Origin of the sequence: Spiroplasma endosymbiont of Nephrotoma flavescens (genome assembly GCF_964030835.1) — a bacterium.
Taxonomy (GTDB): domain Bacteria; phylum Bacillota_I; class Bacilli_A; order Mycoplasmatales; family Nriv7; genus Nriv7.
Genome location: NZ_OZ034982.1, coordinates 426,999 through 449,986 on the forward strand (window position 1 = coordinate 426,999; position 22,988 = coordinate 449,986).

27 protein-coding genes are annotated in these 22,988 nt (G+C 25.7%); 14 read left to right on the forward strand and 13 right to left on the reverse strand.

All coding sequences use genetic code 4. From position 1 onward, the window contains the following. Positions 1–21 precede the first annotated feature (21 nt). The 4 genes from pyk to AAHN02_RS02585 form a co-directional block, all read right to left on the reverse strand. Positions 22–1,458, reverse strand: a complete 1,437-nt coding sequence (gene pyk, locus AAHN02_RS02570; protein ID WP_342278071.1) for a pyruvate kinase — start codon at positions 1,456–1,458, stop codon at positions 22–24. Positions 1,459–1,657: 199 nt separating this feature from the next. After that, positions 1,658–2,620 carry a hypothetical protein gene (locus AAHN02_RS02575; protein ID WP_342278072.1) on the reverse strand — a complete coding sequence of 321 codons (963 nt, stop codon included), beginning with the start codon at positions 2,618–2,620 and terminating at the stop codon, positions 1,658–1,660. Positions 2,621–2,710: 90 nt separating this feature from the next. Then, positions 2,711–2,953 (reverse strand): hypothetical protein, encoded by a 243-nt coding sequence (locus AAHN02_RS02580; RefSeq protein ID WP_342277320.1) that lies wholly within the window; start codon positions 2,951–2,953, stop codon positions 2,711–2,713. After that, positions 2,929–3,603, reverse strand: coding sequence for an IS30 family transposase (locus AAHN02_RS02585; protein ID WP_342278073.1), 675 nt, complete (start codon positions 3,601–3,603; stop codon positions 2,929–2,931). The genes AAHN02_RS02580 and AAHN02_RS02585 overlap by 25 nt, the downstream gene beginning before the upstream one ends. Before the next feature lie 28 nt (positions 3,604–3,631). Between AAHN02_RS02585 and AAHN02_RS02590 the strand changes: the two genes are divergently transcribed. The 6 genes from AAHN02_RS02590 (at position 3,632) to AAHN02_RS02615 (ending at position 7,467) form a co-directional block, all read left to right on the forward strand. Then, the gene (locus AAHN02_RS02590) at positions 3,632–3,835 is read left to right on the forward strand and encodes a hypothetical protein (RefSeq protein ID WP_342278074.1); all 204 of its coding nucleotides are present in this window, start codon (positions 3,632–3,634) and stop codon (positions 3,833–3,835) included. Then, positions 3,828–4,355 (forward strand): hypothetical protein, encoded by a 528-nt coding sequence (locus tag AAHN02_RS02595; protein ID WP_342278075.1) that lies wholly within the window; start codon positions 3,828–3,830, stop codon positions 4,353–4,355. Before AAHN02_RS02590 ends, AAHN02_RS02595 begins: the two co-directional genes overlap by 8 nt. Continuing rightward, positions 4,268–5,026 (forward strand): hypothetical protein, encoded by a 759-nt coding sequence (locus AAHN02_RS02600; RefSeq protein WP_342278076.1) that lies wholly within the window; start codon positions 4,268–4,270, stop codon positions 5,024–5,026. Before AAHN02_RS02595 ends, AAHN02_RS02600 begins: the two co-directional genes overlap by 88 nt. 307 nt (positions 5,027–5,333) lie before the next feature. Next, positions 5,334–6,005 carry a hypothetical protein gene (locus AAHN02_RS02605; protein WP_342278077.1) on the forward strand — a complete coding sequence of 224 codons (672 nt, stop codon included), beginning with the start codon at positions 5,334–5,336 and terminating at the stop codon, positions 6,003–6,005. Between the two features lie 167 nt (positions 6,006–6,172). Further along, a complete protein-coding gene (locus tag AAHN02_RS02610; protein ID WP_342278078.1) occupies positions 6,173–7,117 on the forward strand; it encodes an IS30 family transposase in 945 nt (314 codons plus the stop codon). A gap of 134 nt (positions 7,118–7,251) precedes the next feature. Further along, positions 7,252–7,467, forward strand: a complete 216-nt coding sequence (locus AAHN02_RS02615; protein ID WP_342278079.1) for a hypothetical protein — start codon at positions 7,252–7,254, stop codon at positions 7,465–7,467. Here the strand turns inward: AAHN02_RS02615 and AAHN02_RS02620 are convergent. From AAHN02_RS02620 to AAHN02_RS02650, 7 genes are all read right to left on the reverse strand, one after another. After that, positions 7,451–7,825 (reverse strand): helix-turn-helix domain-containing protein, encoded by a 375-nt coding sequence (locus tag AAHN02_RS02620; RefSeq protein ID WP_342278080.1) that lies wholly within the window; start codon positions 7,823–7,825, stop codon positions 7,451–7,453. The genes AAHN02_RS02615 and AAHN02_RS02620 overlap by 17 nt on opposite strands. A gap of 201 nt (positions 7,826–8,026) precedes the next feature. Continuing rightward, positions 8,027–8,323, reverse strand: a complete 297-nt coding sequence (locus tag AAHN02_RS02625; RefSeq protein WP_342278081.1) for a hypothetical protein — start codon at positions 8,321–8,323, stop codon at positions 8,027–8,029. Positions 8,324–8,347: 24 nt separating this feature from the next. Further along, a complete protein-coding gene (locus tag AAHN02_RS02630; RefSeq protein WP_342263184.1) occupies positions 8,348–8,590 on the reverse strand; it encodes a hypothetical protein in 243 nt (80 codons plus the stop codon). Between the two features lie 166 nt (positions 8,591–8,756). After that, positions 8,757–8,987, reverse strand: coding sequence for a hypothetical protein (locus AAHN02_RS02635; RefSeq protein WP_342278082.1), 231 nt, complete (start codon positions 8,985–8,987; stop codon positions 8,757–8,759). Positions 8,988–8,990: 3 nt separating this feature from the next. Beyond that, on the reverse strand, positions 8,991–9,152 hold the full coding sequence (locus AAHN02_RS02640; protein ID WP_342277288.1) for a hypothetical protein: 162 nt from the start codon (positions 9,150–9,152) through the stop codon (positions 8,991–8,993). After that, the gene (locus AAHN02_RS02645) at positions 9,152–9,373 is read right to left on the reverse strand and encodes a hypothetical protein (RefSeq protein ID WP_342277289.1); all 222 of its coding nucleotides are present in this window, start codon (positions 9,371–9,373) and stop codon (positions 9,152–9,154) included. The genes AAHN02_RS02640 and AAHN02_RS02645 overlap by 1 nt, the downstream gene beginning before the upstream one ends. A gap of 2 nt (positions 9,374–9,375) precedes the next feature. After that, positions 9,376–9,702, reverse strand: a complete 327-nt coding sequence (locus AAHN02_RS02650) for a hypothetical protein (RefSeq protein WP_342278083.1) — start codon at positions 9,700–9,702, stop codon at positions 9,376–9,378. Positions 9,703–10,261: 559 nt separating this feature from the next. On the opposite strand from AAHN02_RS02650, the gene AAHN02_RS02655 reads away from it, so the two are divergent. The 8 genes from AAHN02_RS02655 to AAHN02_RS02690 all read left to right on the forward strand — a co-directional run bounded on the left by AAHN02_RS02655 (position 10,262) and on the right by AAHN02_RS02690 (position 20,053). Further along, positions 10,262–11,638, forward strand: a complete 1,377-nt coding sequence (locus AAHN02_RS02655; RefSeq protein ID WP_342278084.1) for a hypothetical protein — start codon at positions 10,262–10,264, stop codon at positions 11,636–11,638. Further along, complete coding sequence (locus tag AAHN02_RS02660) at positions 11,620–11,928, forward strand: AI-2E family transporter (protein WP_342278085.1); 309 nt, start codon at positions 11,620–11,622, stop codon at positions 11,926–11,928. The genes AAHN02_RS02655 and AAHN02_RS02660 overlap by 19 nt, the downstream gene beginning before the upstream one ends. Positions 11,929–11,954: 26 nt before the next feature. Then, positions 11,955–14,702, forward strand: a complete 2,748-nt coding sequence (gene alaS / locus AAHN02_RS02665) for an alanine--tRNA ligase (RefSeq protein ID WP_342278086.1) — start codon at positions 11,955–11,957, stop codon at positions 14,700–14,702. Further along, positions 14,690–15,127 (forward strand): Holliday junction resolvase RuvX, encoded by a 438-nt coding sequence (ruvX, locus tag AAHN02_RS02670; protein WP_338967206.1) that lies wholly within the window; start codon positions 14,690–14,692, stop codon positions 15,125–15,127. Before alaS ends, ruvX begins: the two co-directional genes overlap by 13 nt. Positions 15,128–15,166: 39 nt before the next feature. Then, positions 15,167–15,652: a transcription elongation factor GreA gene (gene greA / locus AAHN02_RS02675; RefSeq protein WP_342278087.1), complete on the forward strand. Its 486-nt coding sequence runs from the start codon at positions 15,167–15,169 to the stop codon at positions 15,650–15,652. A 41-nt stretch (positions 15,653–15,693) separates the two neighbouring features. Then, positions 15,694–15,990, forward strand: a complete 297-nt coding sequence (locus AAHN02_RS02680) for a hypothetical protein (protein ID WP_342190113.1) — start codon at positions 15,694–15,696, stop codon at positions 15,988–15,990. A 12-nt stretch (positions 15,991–16,002) separates the two neighbouring features. Continuing rightward, the gene (locus AAHN02_RS02685) at positions 16,003–19,437 is read left to right on the forward strand and encodes an ABC transporter permease (protein WP_342278088.1); all 3,435 of its coding nucleotides are present in this window, start codon (positions 16,003–16,005) and stop codon (positions 19,435–19,437) included. Between the two features lie 265 nt (positions 19,438–19,702). After that, positions 19,703–20,053 carry a hypothetical protein gene (locus AAHN02_RS02690; protein WP_342278089.1) on the forward strand — a complete coding sequence of 117 codons (351 nt, stop codon included), beginning with the start codon at positions 19,703–19,705 and terminating at the stop codon, positions 20,051–20,053. A 207-nt stretch (positions 20,054–20,260) separates the two neighbouring features. Here the strand turns inward: AAHN02_RS02690 and AAHN02_RS02695 are convergent, their stop codons facing one another. Continuing rightward, positions 20,261–21,193: an IS30 family transposase gene (locus AAHN02_RS02695; RefSeq protein ID WP_342278090.1), complete on the reverse strand. Its 933-nt coding sequence runs from the start codon at positions 21,191–21,193 to the stop codon at positions 20,261–20,263. A 131-nt stretch (positions 21,194–21,324) separates the two neighbouring features. Beyond that, a complete protein-coding gene (locus AAHN02_RS02700) occupies positions 21,325–22,749 on the reverse strand; it encodes a hypothetical protein (protein WP_342278091.1) in 1,425 nt (474 codons plus the stop codon). Positions 22,750–22,988: the final 239 nt, after the last annotated feature.

Genomic DNA, 22,988 nt, shown 5'->3' on the forward strand with positions numbered 1-22,988 from the left:
TCTTTAACTCTGTTAATGCAATTATTTTATTTGTAATTTTCTCATTTCATTACCATTAACAATTAAAACTTGTTCATTAGTTTTAGCACCATATTTTCTAGCAATATTATTTAATAAATTATCATCATTAATTACTTTATTAATATCCATAACTAATTCTGGATAAACACCATACCAAATCCCAAAACTATTTTTAATTCTTTCATCAGTAACTAATGGGATTAATGTACTGCGAACACGAGCATTAGATAAAGTTTTAGTTAATAATTGATGATCACTATCATCTAAAACAATTACTTGATGAATTCGTTTTTGCTTTTGAATTTTTTCACCAAGAACCTCTTTACCAACTTGATAAACAAAATCTTTAAAAGGTGAAGTTGATCATTTAATAAATCTTTCTAAATAACCTTCATATCAAAAATGAATTTCTGCTTTTCTAACGACTCTCGTCATTGCTTCAATTGATTTTTCAGGATACTCACCATTAGCTGTTTCGCCAGATAACATTGTTGTATCCACACCTAAATCAACTGCTCAATAAATATCTGATACTTCAGCTCTTGTTGGCAAAGGATTAGATAACATTGATTCTAACATTTGCGTAGCGACAATTACTGGCACCATTGCTTTATTACATTTACGAATAACATGTTTTTGAATTAAAGGCACCTCAGCATAAGGCACATCAACACCTAAATCACCACGAGCAATCATAATACCATCACTATTAGCAATAATTTCATCAATATTATCAACAGCATATCGTGATTCAATTTTGGCAATAATTTTAATATCAGCACCACCATTTTCATCTAACAATTGACGCATCTCTTGTAAATCTTTAGCATCATGAACAAAAGAAGCAGCTACATAATCTACTTTTTGCTCACATCCAAAAATAAGATCGGCACGATCTTTGTCAGAAATAAAAGGTAATGACAGTTTAATTCCCGAAACAATAATCGCACGATGATTTTTGACAAGATAAGTATTAACAGCGCGACAAATAATTGACTTATCATCATCTTTATTATTAATTCCTAAAACAATTAACTGTAACTTACCATCATCTACTAATAATCTTTGTTCAACTTGAATATCATTAACAAGATTTTCATAATTAATTGAAAATTCCGTTTCCGTACCTTCAATTTCTTTATTCGTATAAACAATAACCCTACTATCTTTTCTTATTAACGCCTCACCATCTTTAAAAGAGTGAGTTCTAATTTCTGGACCTTTAGTGTCTAATATTAGTGATAGTGGTCTTTGTACTTGTTGAATAATAGATTTAGCAAACTCAACACGCTTACCATGTTCTTCAAAATCACCGTGAGAAAAGTTTAAACGATATACATTTGCTCCCTTTTGTGCTAAACGAAGCATCAAATCTCTGGTTTCACTAGCCGGACCAATTGTTGTAATGGTTTTTACTCTTTTATTTATAAAAAGCATTTATTTTAATCCTCGTTTCTATTTTTGTAAATAACAGTTTAATTTTAACATAAAAACACATTTTAAATTAATTTGTTAATTGTAAAGAAAGTAAATTCAATTATTTCTTTTATTAATTATATCAAATATTCTTAATAAACAATAAAATTTAAAAAATAAGTCTTATTATTCAATATCAATAAATAACCATTCATTTTTTCTAATTTAAAAATGTCTGCATTGTAATTTCTAACCCTTCCTTTAATAAATCGTGATTTAAAACAACATAAATTCTATCATCAATTATCTTGTAAGATGAAATTCAAAATGAGTCCATTGAAAACTTATATGTTTTATTATAAATAATCATTAATTCCTTTTGTAAAATTTGCGAAATAATTTGAAAAATCTGAAACTTTTGATTACTACTATCTAATAATTCCTGATTTATATATGCTCCTTCCAATTTACTTTTAATATTACTAAAAAATTTAGTAATTAATGAAAATAATTGATTATTAATTTTTGAATTAAATAAATGCAATTTAAATGATAAATCAGTATTTTTTACTTTAATAATTCCATAACGAGTAACATCAAATATTCCTCATTCTAAGTAATTTAAATTATGAGTAATATCTTCTACTTTTAAATTTAACAATATATCATCATATTCATGATTTCAATCATCAAAATTAATTTTTAAATCACCAAAAATATCCTCATTCTCACTTAGAAACCTAGGAGCAGAATTTTTAGATACTGTTGATTGCTTCATTTTACTCAAAAAGTCACTAAAAATTCTTCGTAAAAAATCAAGTAATTTATTACTTTCAACAGTAGTAATATCAGCAACACCTTCAAGTAATTCCGTTGCATTACCAAAAGATAATAATGGTATTGTTTCACTAATAGTAGATATTATTCCTCATAACTTAGAAGTTTTTCATAAATAATATGCTAATAATGCCATTCCTGCTAATGACAATTCCTCCGCAAGTCATTTTCAATATGTTGTTGTTCAACTCAATCTTTGACCTTCATCACCAATTCTTTCAAGACTTTCCTCATCAATTTTGACTCCTTCTGGATCTTCCCTTGGAGTACGGATTGATTCAATAATATTAATTTTTGCTGAATTATACTTGTAAGTGCAAGTAAATAAAATTAATATCAAAACCATTACATTTTTTTTAACATTGAAAACCTCACTATTTATCTATAAATTATCAAAATATTAATTTTCTATGCCAAATTGTAAAGTTAAGTGCAACTAAATTATTTTTCTAACCAAATATTCGATTGGCGAAAGATAATTTAGTATTTTTCTTGGTCTTTGGTTTAAAGACAATATAAATTTATGAACTGCATTTTTAGTAGTGTTTGAAAAATTAAATTTTTTAGGAAATTTTTCTCTAATTAAACCATTAGTATTTTCATTAGTACCTCTTTGTCAAGGTGAATATGCATCAGCAAAATAAATTTTCACATTTAAATTTTTTCAAGTTGTTGTCAATTAGCAAATTCTTTACCCCTATCAAATGTTATAGTCTTAACAAGATTATTTGGAAGAATTGATAAATAATGACTAATATTTTTGTTAATAACTTTAGTAGTTCTATTTTCAACTAATATTGCTAAAGTAAATCTTGATGTTCTTTCAACTAAAGTTATTAAACATGATTTACTTTTACCTCGTGATGATACTACAGTATCACCTTCTCAATGGCCAAGAGTTATGCGATTATTAACATTTCGTTCTTTAATGGATTTACCATTAAATTTACCCCGATTTTCTTGAGATTTTCGTTTCTTACCTTTTCTTCTTAAATTTTTACTAGTAACCTTTTCAAGTAATCCAGAATAAATTCAATTGTAAATTGTTTTAAAACTAATAATTCATTCTTGATGAAAATTTTTAATTCTGCCATAAATTTGTTCAGGCGATCAACCTAATAATAATTTTTGTTGTACATATTTTACTAATTCTCTATTTTTAAATTTATGAAAATAAACATGTAATTGTTTTCTATTTTCTGCTTTATTTTGTGCAATTAATGAAAAATAATGATTATTATCTTTATTTCTATTAACTTCTCGATTAATAGTACTAATACTTCGATTAAGATTTTTAGCTATTTCACTAATTTTTACTTTAAATTTCAATTGATTCTCAATATAAATTCTTTCATCTATGCCACGAGATTTTTGATGATTAATTATTTATTTCTTAATAACTGGTATTAAGTTAATTATTAGAGGTTATTACTTTAATAAAATTTTTAGAAAGCATCAAATGCAAGTTGTTAATTGTGAATGTCCACAACATCAACAATATAAATTTTCTGATGCTGTTAAAGCAATAAAAAAGAGTTTTAAGGCGTGATGAGATGCATAAGGTTATTTCTTGATTTATAATAATGTTTATTGGTTTGGTACCGTTAGGGGCGTTCTTTGATACAAAACAATCACCAAAACTTAATATGGAACAATATTTTATGAAACGACAAAAACGAGCCACAAATTCTAGTAATGGTAAAATTTATGAATTTTCTTTATCTAAAGCAACTATTAATTGACAAGGTAATAATTCTAAAAGAAATCTTGTTGGGTTTTCAAATTTTAATAAAAGTGAGTTAAAAAATTTACCAGAGAATATGATTAATGGTATTACTTGATATCCATCTTTTCGGTTTACGGAAAAAACTGTTAGTGATTTATTGACTGGTGATTATGATTTAACAAAATTAGGTAAAGTTGATGCAGTTAGTATTAAAGGTAAAATTCATACTTATAATATTGGAACAAGTGAGATGGGCATGGGAGCTGATTGACAATATGATTGATTAGAATTAATGTTTGCTTCTCCTCCTCTCTGCCTGAAAAATATAACGAGCAACCATTACCTACGGAAATAACTAAAAATGATGGTGAGTATCAATATAATCAGTTTCAAGATAAACTTGATTATTTAATGATACAACGCCGAGATTTTGATAAATTTAATTATAGTTACTTATATTGAGTTCCAATTTTTAATTTCTTTGATAATAATTTTAAATATATGAGTGAAATTTCAATTAAATTAAATGGTTTTAAACAAAATAGTAAATTTAGTTTAAGTCGCAAAAATTCATATCCGCCTGGTTTCATTGAAAAAGTTATTTTTAGAGAACTTTCCTTTTCTAGTTTTGGTGATGTTATTACTATAAAAACTGAGCATGGTAGCATTGTGGGTAGTAATGAGTTTTTAGAAAATGGTAAATCGCTTTGAAAATCTGGCTTGCGAACAAGTTTTGGAGGAGATTTTATTAATACCTTTTTTGGACAAGTTAATTATTATGGTAATACCTTCCATTTTTTACGCTATGATGACAAATTAAAATTTGATTTTAAAGATTTTATGCTTCATTATCAAAAAGATTTAACTATTGATTTTATTAATGGTTTATTTAATAAAATTTATAAAGTTTTAGGTGAGTTTTTTGTACAATTCTTTTATGCGAGTTTTGATATGGATGCTTCTACTTATGTAGAATTAGATTACAAAGGGACGCAACAAATTCCTGGGCGCATAAAGTTTTGTTAGGTGGGTAAAGATTTGAATAATTTTGAAAGAAAAGCAACTAAAAATTTATTACCTTTTTACTTGAAAAATAATTAATAAAACAAAATATTTAATATTAACAAACATATTCTTAATAAAAGGTTATAAAAACTAAGTAAAATGCTTATAAAAACAACATTAAAATAATTTTTTACAACAAAAATCATACATAAGAAATATATACTTAATTTGCATATTGAAATAATTTATAGTAAATGACTGTTTTTTCTTTTTTAAAAAATACCTAAGAAAACTAAACGCGACCCAAATTCCTAAAAATGTTTTACAAATGGGATTTTTCTATCGCTCCTTAATTACTTTTTATCCCAAACAATATTTAATTAATTTTGGTTCAACAATCGAAAATAGTAAAAATATGATTTTTCGTTCCTATTTTTTTGTTAAAGATAAACAAATTGCCAATGGTTTTAACACCGGTAAAAATTCTTATCAAATAGATTTTAATGTGTTAAAAGCATATGATAACCAATTATGAAACACTACTAGTAATAAATTGTATTTTTACAATGCCAAAGTTGATGTGATGTATGGAATTAATATTTTTACGCTAACTTTTCCATTATATAAAAAGAAAAATGAAAGTACTGAATATCATTATTCTTTATACGATTTTAACATTTTGAATTCAACAGCTTTTATTGGTGGGGGCATAAGCGGTAATATGGATGATTTAATCCCAACACCCAACTGTTCTTATTGAGGTTTATTTAGTGCAATATCTTGTGGCATTCAGCACGCTTCTGTTAGTGTGTTAAATTGATTACTTGGTCTTTCTGGGATTAATCTTTTAATTCGCCCGCTTGCGGATATTGCAAAAACAACGATTAATTTTACCAAAACTGCCTTTCCGGTGTTTGAAGTTATTCCGGCATTTCAAATGCTATTTGAGTTTGTAGTGCCTTTAGCAATTTTATTAATGTTAATTAAAAAGTTCTCTTAAAATATTTTTAATATTCTTAGTATAATATAATCTCTTTGAAAGGAGGATTTTTAATTATGGCTGAATTATACTTGTAAGTGCAAGTAAATAAAATTGCAAAAGATTTCATATAAAAATTTCATGATGCTAAGTTTATTTTAGAAAAAGTAAATTTAAGGAGTTTTTATATGGGATACAAACATCTTGGCATAAATGAAAGAATTTATATTGAGAATCAATTGAAATTTAAAGTAAAAATTAGTGAAATAGCTAAAAATCTTAATCGAAGTATTAGTACTATTAATCGAGAAGTTAATAGAAATAAAGATAATAATCATTATTTTTCATTAATTGCACAAAATAAAGCAGAAAATAGAAAACAATTACATGTTTATTTTCATAAATTTAAAAATAGAGAATTAGTAAAATATGTACAACAAAAATTATTATTAGGTTGATCGCCTGAACAAATTTATGGCAGAATTAAAAATTTTCATCAAGAATGAATTATTAGTTTTAAAACAATTTACAATTGAATTTATTCTGGATTACTTGAAAAGGTTACTAGTAAAAATTTAAGAAGAAAAGGTAAGAAACGAAAATCTCAAGAAAATCGGGGTAAATTTAATGGTAAATCCATTAAAGAACGAAATGTTAATAATCGCATAACTCTTGGCCATTGAGAAGGTGATACTGTAGTATCATCACGAGGTAAAAGTAAATCATGTTTAATAACTTTAGTTGAAAGAACATCAAGATTTACTTTAGCAATATTAGTTGAAAATAGAACTACTAAAGTTATTAACAAAAATATTAGTCATTATTTATCAATTCTTCCAAATAATCTTGTTAAGACTATAACATTTGATAGGGGTAAAGAATTTGCTAATTGACAACAACTTGAAAAAAATTTAAATGTGAAAATTTATTTTGCTGATGCATATTCACCTTGACAAAGAGGTACTAATGAAAATACTAATGGTTTAATTAGAGAAAAATTTCCTAAAAAATTTAATTTTTCAAACACTACTAAAAATGCAGTTCATAAATTTATATTGTCTTTAAACCAAAGACCAAAAAAAATACTAAATTATCTTTTGCCAATCGAATATTTGGTTAGAAAAATAATTTAGTTGCACTTAACTTTACAATTTGGCAAAATATTAGTCATTATTTATCAATTCTTCCAAATAATTTTGTTAAGACTATAACATTTGATAGGGGTAAAGAATTTGCTAATTGACAACAACTTGAAAAAAATTTAAATGTGAAAATTTATTTTGCTGATGCATATTCACCTTGACAAAGAGGTACTAATGAAAATACTAATGGTTTAATTAGAGAAAAATTTCTTAAAAAATTTAATTTTTCAAACACTACTAAAAATGCAGTTCATAAATTTATATTGTCTTTAAACCAAAGACCAAGAAAAATACTAAATTATCTTTCGCCAATCGAATATTTGGTTAGAAAAATAATTTAGTTGCACTTAACTTTACAATTTGGCTTTTAAAACTAATAATTCATTCTTGATGAAAATTTTTAATTTTGCCATAAATTTGTTCAGGCGATCAACCTAATAATAATTTTTGTTGTACATATTTTACTAATTCTCTATTTTTAAATTTATGAAAATAAACATGTAATTGTTTTCTATTTTCTGCTTTATTTTGTGCAATTAATGAAAAATAATGATTATTATCTTTATTTCTATTAACTTCTCGATTAATAGTACTAATACTTCGATTAAGATTTTTAGCTATTTCACTAATTTTTACTTTAAATTTCAATTGATTCTCAATATAAATTCTTTCATTTATGCCAAGATGTTTGTATCCCATATAAAAACTCCTTAAATTTACTTTTTCTAAAATAAACTTAGCATCATGAAATTTTTATATGAAATCTTTTGCAATTTTATTTACTTGCACTTACAAGTATAATTCAGCATAAATTTTTATTTCTTTCATAAAACTCTTTTAATGTTAGTCCTTGAAATGAACCGTTTATAATAGCAGTAGGATTTGAATCTAAAGCACTAATTACTCAAGCTTCTCCCATATTTGTTTCATTATTAATATCATATCCTCAATTTTGAAGGCGATGAGAGCCTCATATTTTTTTAAGAAGTTAATAACTTTGTTAATTTGTGTTAAATTGCTGATTTTAAAAACGAAAATCAAAATACAACCTGCTAAAAATAAATAGCTCACAATGTTTTTAAAATAACCGTTGTAAATATATCAAATTGCTCCTCAATGTCATAAAATTAAAAATGAGGTGCGATTTAATTCAATAAAATGGTTATTTTTTTCTATTATTCATTTGCAAAATTTCATCTTGCACCTCATTTTATTTTTTTGTTAGCGGACTGCGCCAAGTAGTTTTTCAAACATTTTAAAGCAAATAAAGAATATTGCCAAAATAAATGGAAAAATGAAGATTCAGTAGTCAGCAAAGAAGTTACCAACTTGTGGCATATTAACGGCAATAATTTCTCACATTTTAGTAAATGCTGTTATAATTGCATTTCACAATTTAGTCATCGCATCGCTAGCTGTTATTTTTGTTACTGCTGGTGCATCGGCCAAGAAAGTTCCAATCATATAATCACCCCCTTTCTTTTTTAAAACATTCATCATTTATATTCAAAGTTTTTCTTAAATTTGTTAAAACTACAATTAACCTTAACGCGATTGTATTTTTTTCTAACTAATTTTGAATTTCTTTGGTACTGCATCACAATGTAACTTCTTGACATTAATTTTGTCTCTATCTAAATATTGATATGGTTTTTCAAAGTAACATTAGAATAAATCACACCATAATCGCTGTTAAGAATCAAAAAGCAATGTTTGCTATTAAAAGTCAAAGTGGTGCTTCGGTTAAATCAATTTCTTTGCCACCAGTAATATGAGCTGGGATAGTTGTGATTTGAATAAATAAATCTCAGAAAGTTTGTTTAATTTGTTCTCAATTAAATTCTTTTAAGTTTATTGTCATTTTTTATTTCCCAAAAATCATTTTTATTGGTAAATACATAATTGAAATTAAGGCGAAAAGAAAAGTGATGATAATAATTAATCCGGCAATAAAGGCAACTTGTGCAGGCATTTTTTCTATCGGAACAAACAGTTTTAAGAACCCCATAATAATTTCTCAAAACATTATTTTTTATCCTCGTTATTTTCTTTTGAATTAGGTGCTTTAACTCATTCTTCAAAGCGAGCAATAAACACTTTTTCGTCTTTTGTGAAATTACCAGTATTATTTTTAATGGCATTTTTGTATTTAATTCTAATTTTTATTTTGGCATAAATTTTATAAGCAAAATATGCCAGTAACATTATGCAAATGATTATAAATATTAGTCCAATTGTAATATTCATTTTTAAACTCCTTTAAAATAGTTATAATTTGTATCTTTTTTGTTGTTTTCTTTTTCGGCAATGAAGAAACCTAATAATTCTTGGCCTTTAATTAACTTAGTTTCTTGCTCTTGTTGATTAACTGAAATTACTTGATATTCACTATTCTTGATTATTCCGATGCAAATGGAATTTTCATATTTTCCTTTATAAACAAATCGTTTTGGAAACCAAATACCGATTTGTTTATTAAATCAGGGAATTTTTGGTGCTTTGATTAAAATTGCGTTTTGCGTTTCTTTTAAGAGATATTTTTTAGTATTTAAGAAAATGTTTTCAATGTTTTTCATAGTAAATTACCTTTCTTATTTGTTATAAACTAAGTTATTTAACTAAGTTTTTTAAACATTTATATATCGCAGATTTGAATGTTTAACAAGTTTTGTTAGTAAACTTCGTTTACTAATTAACTTAGTTTGATTTCATTGGTGCAAAAAATATAAAGCATAATTAAAAATAATAAGTGTTAATTTAACCTTATATTTCTTGCAATAAATAAATGAGCTCATATTTATTTATTGATTTTGTGCAAAACTAACATAAGTGTGTGCTTTACACACTTTTATTTATTAATTTATTGAAGTTATTTGAATTTATTGAAATAATAATAGGTATGAAGAAAAACTGCAAAAATTTTAGCATCCTAAATTAACCTTTCTCTGTTTTTTAGTAAATTTAATAAAAAAATCTAAAGTAATCTTATGTAGTTATATTATCAAATATTAATTATTAAAACAAATAATTTTTTACACAACCACCATTTAGGTATTCTTAATAAATTTAATTTCTTATGATATAATTTTAATTGTAAATTTATTTTTTAAAATATTTTAAGGAACGATTTGTAAAATGGAAAGAACAGATACTAAAAACATTGAAATAAAAACAAATAATGGTAACAGTAAAGGTAATTCTTCCAAATTTACTATTAGTTTTGAGCACAAATGAACAAGATGATTATTTATAATTTTAATTTGTTTAGTAGTTCTTTTATTATTAAAACTTACGGGTGCTGATCAAATTATTCTTAATGTTATTTTAGCTTTTATTCCGTTAGGATTAGCATTAGCTGTGATTTGAGGTTTGAATCCGTTAATTTATCGTTTGATTAAATTAAAGTTTAATAAAACTGTGGCAAAATATTTAACTTTTTTTATTTCTCTAATAATTGGTATTTTTATTATTGTTTTTTTGCTTTGATTATTTATTGACCAATTTATAAGTTTTATTAGTCAGTTCTTAGGTGATAGTACAGTTATTAAAGAAAGATTAGATAATTGAAAAGGTACAGGTGTTGATCAAAATAAATCACTTTTATCACATATCTTTGGTTTTGCTTATGATACAGAAACTGAACAATGACGATTACAAACTAATGTTGATTGAACACCAATAAAAGATAATTGACAAGACATATTAGGTCAAATTAAAACTAAAGCACTTATTGATAAAAAAGGTGCTTGGGAAATTTTATTAACAAAATTACGCAATGACTATGGTATTTATTTGGATTCAACTAATAAATTTGTTGTTGATTATTTACGCTACTTAAAACAACCATCATTAGATAGTGTTAGTGAATATTTTAAAAATTTATATACTGAAATCAAAGCATGGTTAATAGCAAATAACATTACTATAGATGACAATGATTTAAATATAGTAAATGAAGTTGTAATTAATAATGCAAAAATTGGTGATGCTTTTGATGGTAACAAATTAGGGAAAATGTATCAGTTACTATTTAGTTTTGGCGCCACAGCACAATGATTTTTTTCAGCAACTTTTTTAGTTGATATTATTAATACAATTTATGGTTATACAACAGCCTCCAATTTAACTAATATTTTTCTTAATCGCTATTTTTGAACGATAGCTAGTATTTTTTATGGTTTATTTATTACGATTATGATTACAATGTTTTTGTTAGGTGGCGATAAATCATTTACTAATTTTTTAAAAACGCAATTAATTCCTGGGAAAAATATTAAACGCAAAGAAATTATTGCTAATGCTTTGCAAAAATCTTTATTTGGTTATGGTCGCGGAATATTAATTGATATGAGTTATATGTTTACTTTTACAACTATTATGATAGTTATTGCTGGTTATGTGGCGGGTGGTTCCACATATAAAAGTTCTTTTGCGGTATTAGGTTTATTTATGACTTTTGCTAATATTGTCCCTTATGGGGACCATTTATTGGAATGGTTCCCATTGCTTTAGCGGGAGTATTAGATGCTTTAGTAGCACCATCAGGAACAAATGAATTAGTTAGTTGGGTACCAATGATTGTTGCTGTAGTTGGTGCATTTATTGTTCAATTAATTGAAAATGCTTTTGTTTATCCAAAAGTTTTTGGACGAGTAACCAAATTACATCCGGTGACAATATTAATGGGAATTTCTATTTTTGGGGCAATTATTGCTATTTGAGGAATGATTATTACGGTACCAACAATAGCAACAATTAAAGCAGTTGTTAACGATATTTATAATAAGAAATTGCTTTTATAAATTTTAAATTAAAGGGGTATAAATTAATGAAATACTTAACAACTAGTGAGATTAGACAGAAATTTCTTAATTTCTTTATTAAAAATGGTCATTATGCTTTACCTAGTGCATCATTAATTCCTGTTAATGACAATTCATTATTATGAATTAATTCTGGCGTTGCAGCCTTAAAACCGTATTTTGATGGTAGAAAAGCTCCACCTCATCAACGATTAGTAAATTCACAAAAGGCCTTGCGAACTAATGATATTGAAAATGTTGGTTACACAGCAAGACATCATACTTTATTTGAAATGCTAGGTAATTTTTCAATTGGTGATTATTTTAAAAAAGAAGCTATTGTTTTTGCTTGAGAATTTTTAACTAGTAAACAATGATTAGGTATTGATGCTAATAAACTGGTTGTTACTGTTTTTCTAGATGATACTGATACCATTAAAATTTGAAAAGAAGTTATTGGTTTAGATTCAAGTCGGATTATTTTAGGGAGTCGTGATACCAACTTTTGAGATATGGGTCAGGGTCCTTGTGGTCCAAATACGGAAATTTTTTATGATCGAGGAACTGCTTGAGATAAAGAAAACTATGGTTTGAAGTTATTGCAAGATGATATTGAAAATGATCGTTATTTAGAAATTTGAAATATTGTTTTTTCAGACAGTAATAATGATGGGCAAGGTAATTATCATGATTTACCTCGTAAAAATATTGATACAGGAGCAGGTTTAGAACGATTAGCTTGTATAATCCAAGAAGTACCTACTAATTTTGAAACTGATTTATTTTTACCGATAATTGAAGGCATTACTAAATTAGTTAAAGTTTCTTATGTTCCAAATAATATTTTTGAAAAACCTAATGAACAAACAAAAATTAATGTTGCCTTTAAAGTTATTAGTGACCATATTAGAGCGGTTTCTTTTGCTATTGGTGATGGTGTTTTTCCTAGTAATAAAGATCGCGGTTATGTTATTCGCCGTTTAATTCGTCGAGCAATGGTTTATGGTCATAAATTGAACATTAATGAACCGTTTTTATATAAATTAGTTATTATTGTTGTTAACTTGATGAAAGATTATTATCCTCATTTAGAAGCAAAACAAGAGATTATTACTAGTACTGTTAAAAAGGAAGAAGAAAAGTTTTTTAATAATCTAAAACAAGGTCTTAATCATTTTAATGAAATGCTAATTGAAAAAAAAACAATTACGGCTGAAAATGCTTTTAAACTATATGATACTTATGGTTTTCCGATTGATTTAACTATTGAGTTAGCAAGTGAAAAAAAAATTACTATTGATTTAGTAAGATATAATGAATTATTAGAAGAACAAAGAAAAGATGCTCGTAATGCACGAAGTAATCAACAAATTGAAGCGATGGATATGCAAAATAAATTATTATTAGATTTAAAAATCCCTAGCATTTTTATTGGTTACGAAGTAGAAGAAAATCCGCAAGCTAAAGTCGTAGCTTTATTTTATGGTGAAGAAATGTTAACATCAGTTAAAGATGATATTGTTGATGTGATACTTGATGCCACACCATTTTATGCTGAAAAAGGTGGTCAAGCTAACGATACAGGAATAATTAGTAATGCCACAATGCTTGGTGAAGTTATTGATGTCAAATTAGCACCCAATAAGCAACATATTCATCGGATCCAAGTTAACGGTACTTTAAAAACTAATGATATTGTTTGTGCTGTTATTAATCATCATCATCGTAATTATGGAATGAAAAATCATTCGGGAACTCATTTATTGCATTCAGCGATTAGAGAAATTTTAGGTGCTGATGCCATGCAAATTGGTTCATTTAATAACTATCAATATTTACGCCTAGATATTGCTTACAATAAAGAAATTACAACCCAAAATTTACAAGCTATTAATGATTTAGTTACTAAATGAATTGCACAAAATGATAGTTGTGAAATTTATATTACTAGTTATGATGAAGCAATTAAAATGAATGCTATGGCTTTTTTTAACGAGAAATATGACAAAGAAGTTCGTGTTGTTAAGTTTGGTAATTATTCTATTGAATTATGTGGGGGAACACATGTTAAATATACAGGTGATATTGAACAATTATTAATTACTAGTATTGAATCCAAAGGAACTGGTATTTATCGTTTTCAAGCTTTAACATCAAAACAAACAATTAATAATTATTATGATGAACAAATTAAAGATTTAAAAACAAAAAGTGCTGAAAAATTCGCAAAATATAATAAAAATTTATTAACAGATAGTTATCTTGAACAACTATTTAATACCATTACTAGTATGAATAATATTAGTAATGATATATGAAAACAATTGCGTACATTATATTATGAACTTCAAATTGCTTTTAAAAAATGAGAAAAAAAAGCTGAACAAAAACTAATTAAAGAACAAATTAATCAATATCAAAATCTGGAAATTATTTCATTGCCAACATATAATATTTTAATTTATCAATTTAATGATCTTGCGATTGCTACTTTAAAGTTATTAGCGGATAAATATCGGTTATTAGATAATAAATTAGTAATTATTTTTACTAATAAAAATATTAATACAAAAAATTCGTTATTAGTAGTTGTTAGTGAATCTTTAATTAAAGAAGGATTAAGTGCCGTTACAATTGTTAAATCTTTAACAAAACAATGTCAAGGTTCTGGTGGCGGAAATATGCAATTAGCTTTAGGTGGATTTAATAATGAAATAAAAATGCAAGAATTATTACAACAATTAAAACAAGAAGATGCGTTATGAAATATTTAGGCTTAGATGTGGGTAGCAAAACAATTGGTTTAGCTATTGGTCAAGGAATTATTAGTTTATCAAAAACAACAATTAATTTTCCTGAATATAATTTTTCTCAAGCTATTAATTTAGTATTACAATTTATTAAACAAGAAAATCCTGATATAATTATTGTTGGTCATCCCTTAAATATGAATGGAACTAAAAGTACAACAACAATAATGGTTGAAGATTTTGTTTTGCAACTAAAAACAAAAACTAATTGCGAAATTATTTTATGAGATGAAAGATTAACATCACGATCGGCTAATCAAATAATGTTAACTGCTAATGTTTCACGGAAAAAACGAAAAATGAATAAAGATAAATTAGCAGCTCAATTAATTTTACAAAACTATTTTGATTATTTACAACATCTTGCAAAAGCAAAAAAAGACAAATAATATATGTTATAATACATATTGAATAAAGGAGACAAAGTAATGGAAAATAATAACAATAATGAAATTTTGTTAACTAAAGAAGGTAAAGAAGAATTAAATCAAGAATTAAATGAGTTAATCAATATTATTCGTCCACAAGTAATTAAAGAATTAGTTGAAGCGCGAAACCAAGGTGACTTATCAGAAAATGCTGAGTATGAATCAGCAAGAAATCGCCAAGCTGAAGTTGAAGGTCGAATTAAAGAAATTGAAGATACTTTAGCACGAGCTAAAGTTATTGCTACTGATCATCAAGGAACTAAAACCATTAGAATTGGTTCAATAGTAACTATTCTTAATTTAGAAACTAATGATAAATCAACATTTAAAGTTGTTGGTACTGTGGAGGCTGATCCTTTTGAAAATAAAATTTCTAATGAGACTCCCTTAGTTAAAGCCATTTTTGATCGTAGTGTTAATGATATTGTTGAAATTAAAGGTAAAGAAACAAAATATAAAGTTAAAATTTTAGAAATTGGAAAATAAAATATTAAAAATTTAAAGTAGTGGATTTTTGGAGTGATATCGTGAAGTTAACTGTTCTGACAAATAAAAGTGGTACTTTGCAAATTAGTCAATTAGTTATTAAAAAATTATTAATTTCATATTTAAAATCATTTCCAGCATTAGATATTCAGAGAAAAAATATTAAAATTAATTTTTTTAGTGAGCAATGAGTGGTATCAATAGTTTTAAAAGTAAATAAAGAGACAAATTTAGAAACTCTTTGCGAGCATTTGCAAAACCACATTATTAATAATATTAATGAATCAATATTGATTAAACCCAATAATATTCACTTTATTGTCAGTGTTGCCAAATAAGGAGTTAAGTAGATGTTTGTTCTTTTAAAAAACTCTTTTCGTTCTATTAAGAAACGATTTTTACAATATATTGGTTTACTAATTTTGCTGGTGCTAGCAATTAGTATTTTTAGTGCCATGTTTGCTAACAATCAACAAATTACATCAAAGTATGATTTAATCTATAAAAATTCTTTGCGACCAACACATCGTATTTCTAAACCCTCAGAATTAAAGTTAATTAATGATAGTAGCAATACAACTATTGATTTAACAGAACACACTAGCATTCCTTTTGAAAATAATAATGCTAAATTAATGCTAATGTTAGCAAAACTTGAAAATGAAGGTTTTAATTGTCAAATTGAAAATCAAAATAAACAAGAGCCTTTTATTGATCCAATGCTTTGTTCAATCCATTTAATTGTCACCACTCAAAATAAAGATAGTGATAAAGTTCCACTTCGTGAAACTAGCATTCGTAATTGGCGAATTTTAATGGCAACAAACTCTCAAAATATTAAAAGTTCATTATTTTTTAAAGGACGCATTCAAAATAATAATGGTCAGGAATTTGATATTGTTCCTAGTTTTGATTTAGAAAATATTGGATTAATTAATAATAATCCTGTTAGTATTGTTAAAGGACGAATTCCGATAAGAAATGATGAAATTGTTATTAGTGAGACTTATAGTTATGTCCATAATATTAAAATTAATGATTCATTTATAATTAAAAATAATAAATTTATTGTTGTCGGTTTCGGAAATAGTTATACAACAAAGTTTATTCAAAAAAATAGTTTAATTCAAACAGTAATTCCCGAACAGTTAAGTCCTAAAGATAATGGCGTAATTTATACTACCCTTGATCTTTTATTTGATGATCATTTTCGTAATGATACTAAAAGTAGTTTTGAAAATTCTAATATTTATTTAACAATTAGTGGTGATGAAGTTCAAGCTCAAAAAGATATTTACAAGCAATTAAAAGAAAAAACTTTAATTGAAGATGTTAATAAGAATTTTATTAAAGTTATAAGTGATGAATTAATAAGTAATTTAATTATTCAAAGTATTGTTTTTATTGCTTTAACTTTTATTTCAATGTCAGCATTAGTTTTAATTGTATCTTTTTTTATTCGTAAAGAAATTAATGACCAACGCACTCAAATTGGAATTTTAAAATCATTTGGTTATAAAGGTTGACAAATTTCGTTTAATTTTATTGGTTCAATTTTTATTATTACATCTTTAGCGGCTATTTTAGGATTTGGCATTTCATTATTATTTCAAAAGCAATTTTCAGGAGCAATGTTAATTTATAATTTTGGCATTGTAACGATTTATTTTGATATTAAAATTTTATTAATATTTTTTATCTTTTTACCATTGTTATTTACTTTTGTTTGTTGAGGATTAACAACCTTTCTTTTACGAATGCCCGTACTACAATTAATTTATGCTTCCAATAGTAGTAACGGTTATTTAGCAGCACATTTTTTTAAATCATTAGTAGTTAAATTTCCGTTTTCATTTCGTCTTTCAGTAGCTTTTTTTACTAAATCATTTGGAAAATGATTAGTAAGTGGTAGTATTTTGTTATTAGCTTCGTTTATTTTATTTTTACAATATTTAACTGTGGATACAATGAATCATAAAATTGATAGTTTTCATTCCGAATGAAAAGTTGCTGGCAGTAACAGCTATAATGAACAATATCGTAATATTACTGATTATGACCAATTTAATGCTAACAATACAAAACAATCGGCAACGACTGCTTATTTTTACAATCAACAATATGAGTATATTGCTTTACAAGATATAATTGGTTCTCAGACATCTAATATTTATAACCACAATTCAAATAGAGAATTTGCATATTATCTCGTTGATTGACAAGATGAAGAAATAAAACCTGATACTAAAAAAGCAACTATTTATCGTGTTTTTAATACTATTGACAATGAGAAGTTAAAAGAAATTTTCGCTGTCGTTGAAAAAATCGTAAATGAAAATCCTAATATTAGTCTTATTCAAATATTTCAAAAGTTAAATGTTGATAAACAAAACCAACTTATGAAATGATTTAATCGTCTTAAAGCGTTACAAATAAAAATTCCTGAACGATATAAATTTAATGTTAGTAGTGACACAATAGCTATTATTTTAAAAAATCGGAAATTAATTATTGAACTTAGTAAAAAAATACCATCTGAATTTAATTTTAAAGACATTATGAGTTTTTTAAACATTATTGATGATTTTAAAAATACCAATATTAATATTGAAAATATTGATTTAACCCTTAATTATGTAGAATATGATAATACACAAGATTATTTGATGAATCGTTATTATTTCAATGTTCCCACATTAAACGCGATTCAAAAGATTAATTCAGGATTTAATGCCTTTGTTTATGGTGTAAATCAAAAATCTTTTCAAGACATATTAAATATTAAACATAGTGACCAATACATTGATCAACTTTACTTTAATAATCCTAATGATTATAATGCTAAGCGTCGCATATTACCAGTTCTTGTTTCTCGTAGTTATGCTGAATATTATCAGCATCAATATCAAGTCAGTGATATTATTAATAATTTTAATATGTTTTGAATTAAAGATATGAATATTAAAATTGTTGGTATTATTGATAATGCTACCGATGGATGAACTATTGTCACTAATGAAAAACTAATTGCGAAATATTTTGTTTATCGTGAAGCTATTAAGAATGGTGACAATTATGACATTATTGATGTTAATAAAGAGGGTAATGATTTTCAAAATAATAATTTTTATAACTTTATAATGGGGAAAAATGAAGTATTACAACCCTTACGGTCAATGGGACTTTATTATGAAAGAGATAGTATTCCGATTGTCACAATTGATAGTATTAGTACTAACAACAATAAAAACAATTTAGTAAGACCACCATTAATAAAAGAAGAACCTAACATTCCAACATTAGGAATTAAGAATACTGCTAATTTTAATAGCATTCTTATTATTCGTTTAGCAAAAGACGGTATTACTAATCTTTTAAATATCATTAGTAGTGTTTTAGATACAATTCGTTATGTAACCTTAGTAGTAGTAATTATTGTTTTAATTTTATTAGTTTCAATGATTATTGATGATAATGTTTTTATTATTGCGACAATGAAAATTCTCGGTTATCATATTAAGCAAATTGTTAGTTTAATTATTGGTTGGTATTTAATTGCTGTTATTCTTTTCTTTGCTGGTGGTGTGGGGCTTTCATTTTTAACTTGATATATTGTGGGTGCTTATATATTTAAACTCTCAGGAATTATGTATCTAACTCATATTTCATTAATTTCTTTATTATTAACAGTTGGCATTGTATTATTTATTCTTCTCATAACATACTTTATTTCAATTTTTATTATTCAAAGAAAGGATGTTCTCATCTTACAAAAAACATCATAGAAAAAACTAGTTTAAACAAAAAAAGATTAGCAATTTTTATAAAAAGAAAAAATAACCTTGCTATTTTAATTTTAATATTTCATAATACTTTTATGAGAATTGAAAATCATCAGTTTTTTAAAATTATTTAAAAAACTATAGCAGTTCAGGAATGTACTCTGCAATAAAAAAGGAAGTAAAATGACTTAAATTTTAATTAAAATTTAAGTCATTTTTTATCTCTAAATATCTAACAAACAAAAAGAAAGGAAGAGATTATTTAGCAATGCAGAAAGAGAATAAGATATTATTACCAGTTATAAATAAGATTTATAAGGAAGATTATAAAAACTATCGTGAATGTGCTAAAAAAACACTTCTTTTGCGAAAAGAAAATCATCCTTTAATAATAAAATATAATAAGGAATTAACTTATTTCTTTGACTTACCAGAAAATGATTTTTTAGAAAAAAATAATTCATCAGGGTTATTAAATAATAATGAATTGCAAACAATTAATAGTGAGTCTGTTCTTGATGGTATTGAAACTGGTTATCATGCTAAACAATATTTTATTCGTAATTATAATTGTTTTGATTTTGATGATTATGACAGGCATCTAGGAGCAAATGTGTAATATACCACAGACTTATGACAAGTACAAGCGGTTTTTTAAAAAAGAAATGATAAATTATAAAATACTGCAGAAAATTTTTAAAAATGGTTTATAATTAGATTCCAAGGTAAAGAGACTATAGATTAATTTTTGGAGAAAGGTCGTTGATTGCTCGATAAATTTTATTAATTGCCAAATTGTAAAGTTAAGTGCAACTAAATTATTTTTCTAACCAAATATTCGATTGGCGAAAGATAATTTAGTATTTTTTTTTGGTCTTTGGTTTAAAGACAATATAAATTTATGAACTGCATTTTTAGTAGTGTTTGAAAAATTAAATTTTTTAGGAAATTTTTCTCTAATTAAACCATTAGTATTTTCATTAGTACCTCTTTGTCAAGGTGAATATGCATCAGCAAAATAAATTTTCACATTTAAATTTTTTTCAAGTTGTTGTCAATTAGCAAATTCTTTACCCCTATCAAATGTTATAGTCTTAACAAGATTATTTGGAAGAATTGATAAATAATGACTAATATTTTTGTTAATAACTTTAGTAGTTCTATTTTCAACTAATATTGCTAAAGTAAATCTTGATGTTCTTTCAACTAAAGTTATTAAACATGATTTACTTTTACCTCGTGATGATACTACAGTATCATCTTCTCAATGGCCAAGAGTTATGCGATTATTAACATTTCGTTCTTTAATGGATTTACCATTAAATTTACCCCGATTTTCTTGAGATTTTCGTTTCTTACCTTTTCTTCTTAAATTTTTACTAGTAACCTTTTCAAGTAATCCAGAATAAATTCAATTGTAAATTGTTTTAAAACTAATAATTCATTCTTGATGAAAATTTTTAATTCTGCCATAAATTTGTTCAGGCGATCAACCTAATAATAATTTTTGTTGTACATATTTTACTAATTCTCTATTTTTAAATTTATGAAAATAAACATGTAATTGTTTTCTATTTTCTGCTTTATTTTGTGCAATTAATGAAAAATAATGATTATTATCTTTATTTCTATTAACTTCTCGATTAATAGTACTAATACTTCGATTAAGATTTTTAGCTATTTCACTAATTTTTACTTTAAATTTCAATTGATTCTCAATATAAATTCTTTCATCTATGCCAAGATGTTTGTATCCCATATAAAAATTCCTTAAATTTACTTTTTCTAAAATAAACTTAGCATCATGAAATTTTTATATGAAATCTTTTGCAATTTTATTTACTTGCACTTACAAGTATAATTCAGCTTTTTAATTAAAAATGTTAAATTTTATTCTATTCCTAGTCAATCGCCTTCAGTGTTGGTTATAATGACAAAACCATCATTTTCATTATCTAATATTTCAAAATAACCATTTATTTGTTCAAAATGAAGCAGCATTACTTTTACGAGAGTATTGAAATCTTCATTTGTGACACTCCCGCCTCAGCCAGAATGGTCATTTATAATAAATTTATTTTTAATAATTTTAGTAATGGTTGCTTGTGAATTTTTATTTTGTTTAATTTCATTTCATGTGTTTTTGTTAATTTTAATTTTTAATTTATCATGAGCTAGAAATTTATATCATTTTTCAATGTTATCATAAACATTATGATGAATTGAAGCTGGCAATGCAATATCAGATGTTGAATGATGATGAAAAGCAAAATACATTCATGTTCCTGCAATTGCTAATCCTCCAATTACTAAGGATAATCCTAGGGTTTCTGGAGCCAGAGCGGCAGCAGTACCGGTTTCCCCTGCTATAATTCCACCTTCAACCGCTGCTGTTTCAGCAACAGTAATTGTTTCCGCGGCGGCTAAACTTTCTGTTGTACTTGTTGATAAGAGTGGGGTCATTTCCATTGCTTCTGCATTTGTGACACCAGTAGCAGCAGTACTACTAACAGTCATTTTTGTTCCATAAGCTGTTAATGCACCCCCACTTAAAGCTGCTAATCCAGTATTTGTTAATTTTTCTTTAAAAGTTTTTTTATCATTTTCAGATAATGTTTGATAATAACGATTAATTTCATTTAATTTTTTTAATTTTTCTTCTTTTGAAAGAGCGTTGTATTGATTTATTGCCTTGGTAGCTGTTATTTGTGTGTTGATAATATTTTTGTTTATTGGTTTATTTACTACAGGTACATTTTGCTTGATTTTAATTTTATTATTGTTTTTAATTAAGTTAATTTCTAAATTTTCATCATTTTTTAAACTTTTTTCTTCTGTTTTTTTATCTACAAAATGATATTCATCTTTTTGTAATGGGGTTGTTGTTGGTTCTGGTGCGTTGATAATATCACCTTGATTAGCATCATCATCCTCATTATTGTTAGATAAAATAGTATGGTGTTGCGCGTGATCATCAACCGGTAATTTAATTGACTTTGTATCTGATTTTGGGGTTGTTGGTGGTAAATTATCTGGTCTTTTTGTTGTATCAACTACCGGGATATTTCCTTGATTGTCATTAATAGCAATAGGGTGGTTTGTTCGATTTTCTTCTGGTGTTAAAGCAAAATTATAATGATTGTGAATACCAGAGCCTTTTGTAAGTTCAACATAAAATATCGCTATGTTATTATTATTTGAATTTTGATTAACTCGTTGATAAGGAATATCAGCACCTACTCCAATATTAGCATTTAAAAGATTATTCATGGCCAATATTTCGATTTCGCCCCCTCACGCATTAATATTTCTCATTCTATCTAAGTAATTATTAACAACTTCATTTTCACTTATCTGAATTGCACTGCGAAAGCTTTCTGCTTGATTAGCATTGCTTTTGGTTGGATTATCTAAATTTCTTTCAATATAATTTACAACGCGATTACGAAAAACAACTCTTACTAATCTATGTGCGGTTGCATCTTGATATCAATCTTGCAAGAAATTGTTGGTATTTGATAAATCAAATTGATGCAATAAAGTTTGAACATATG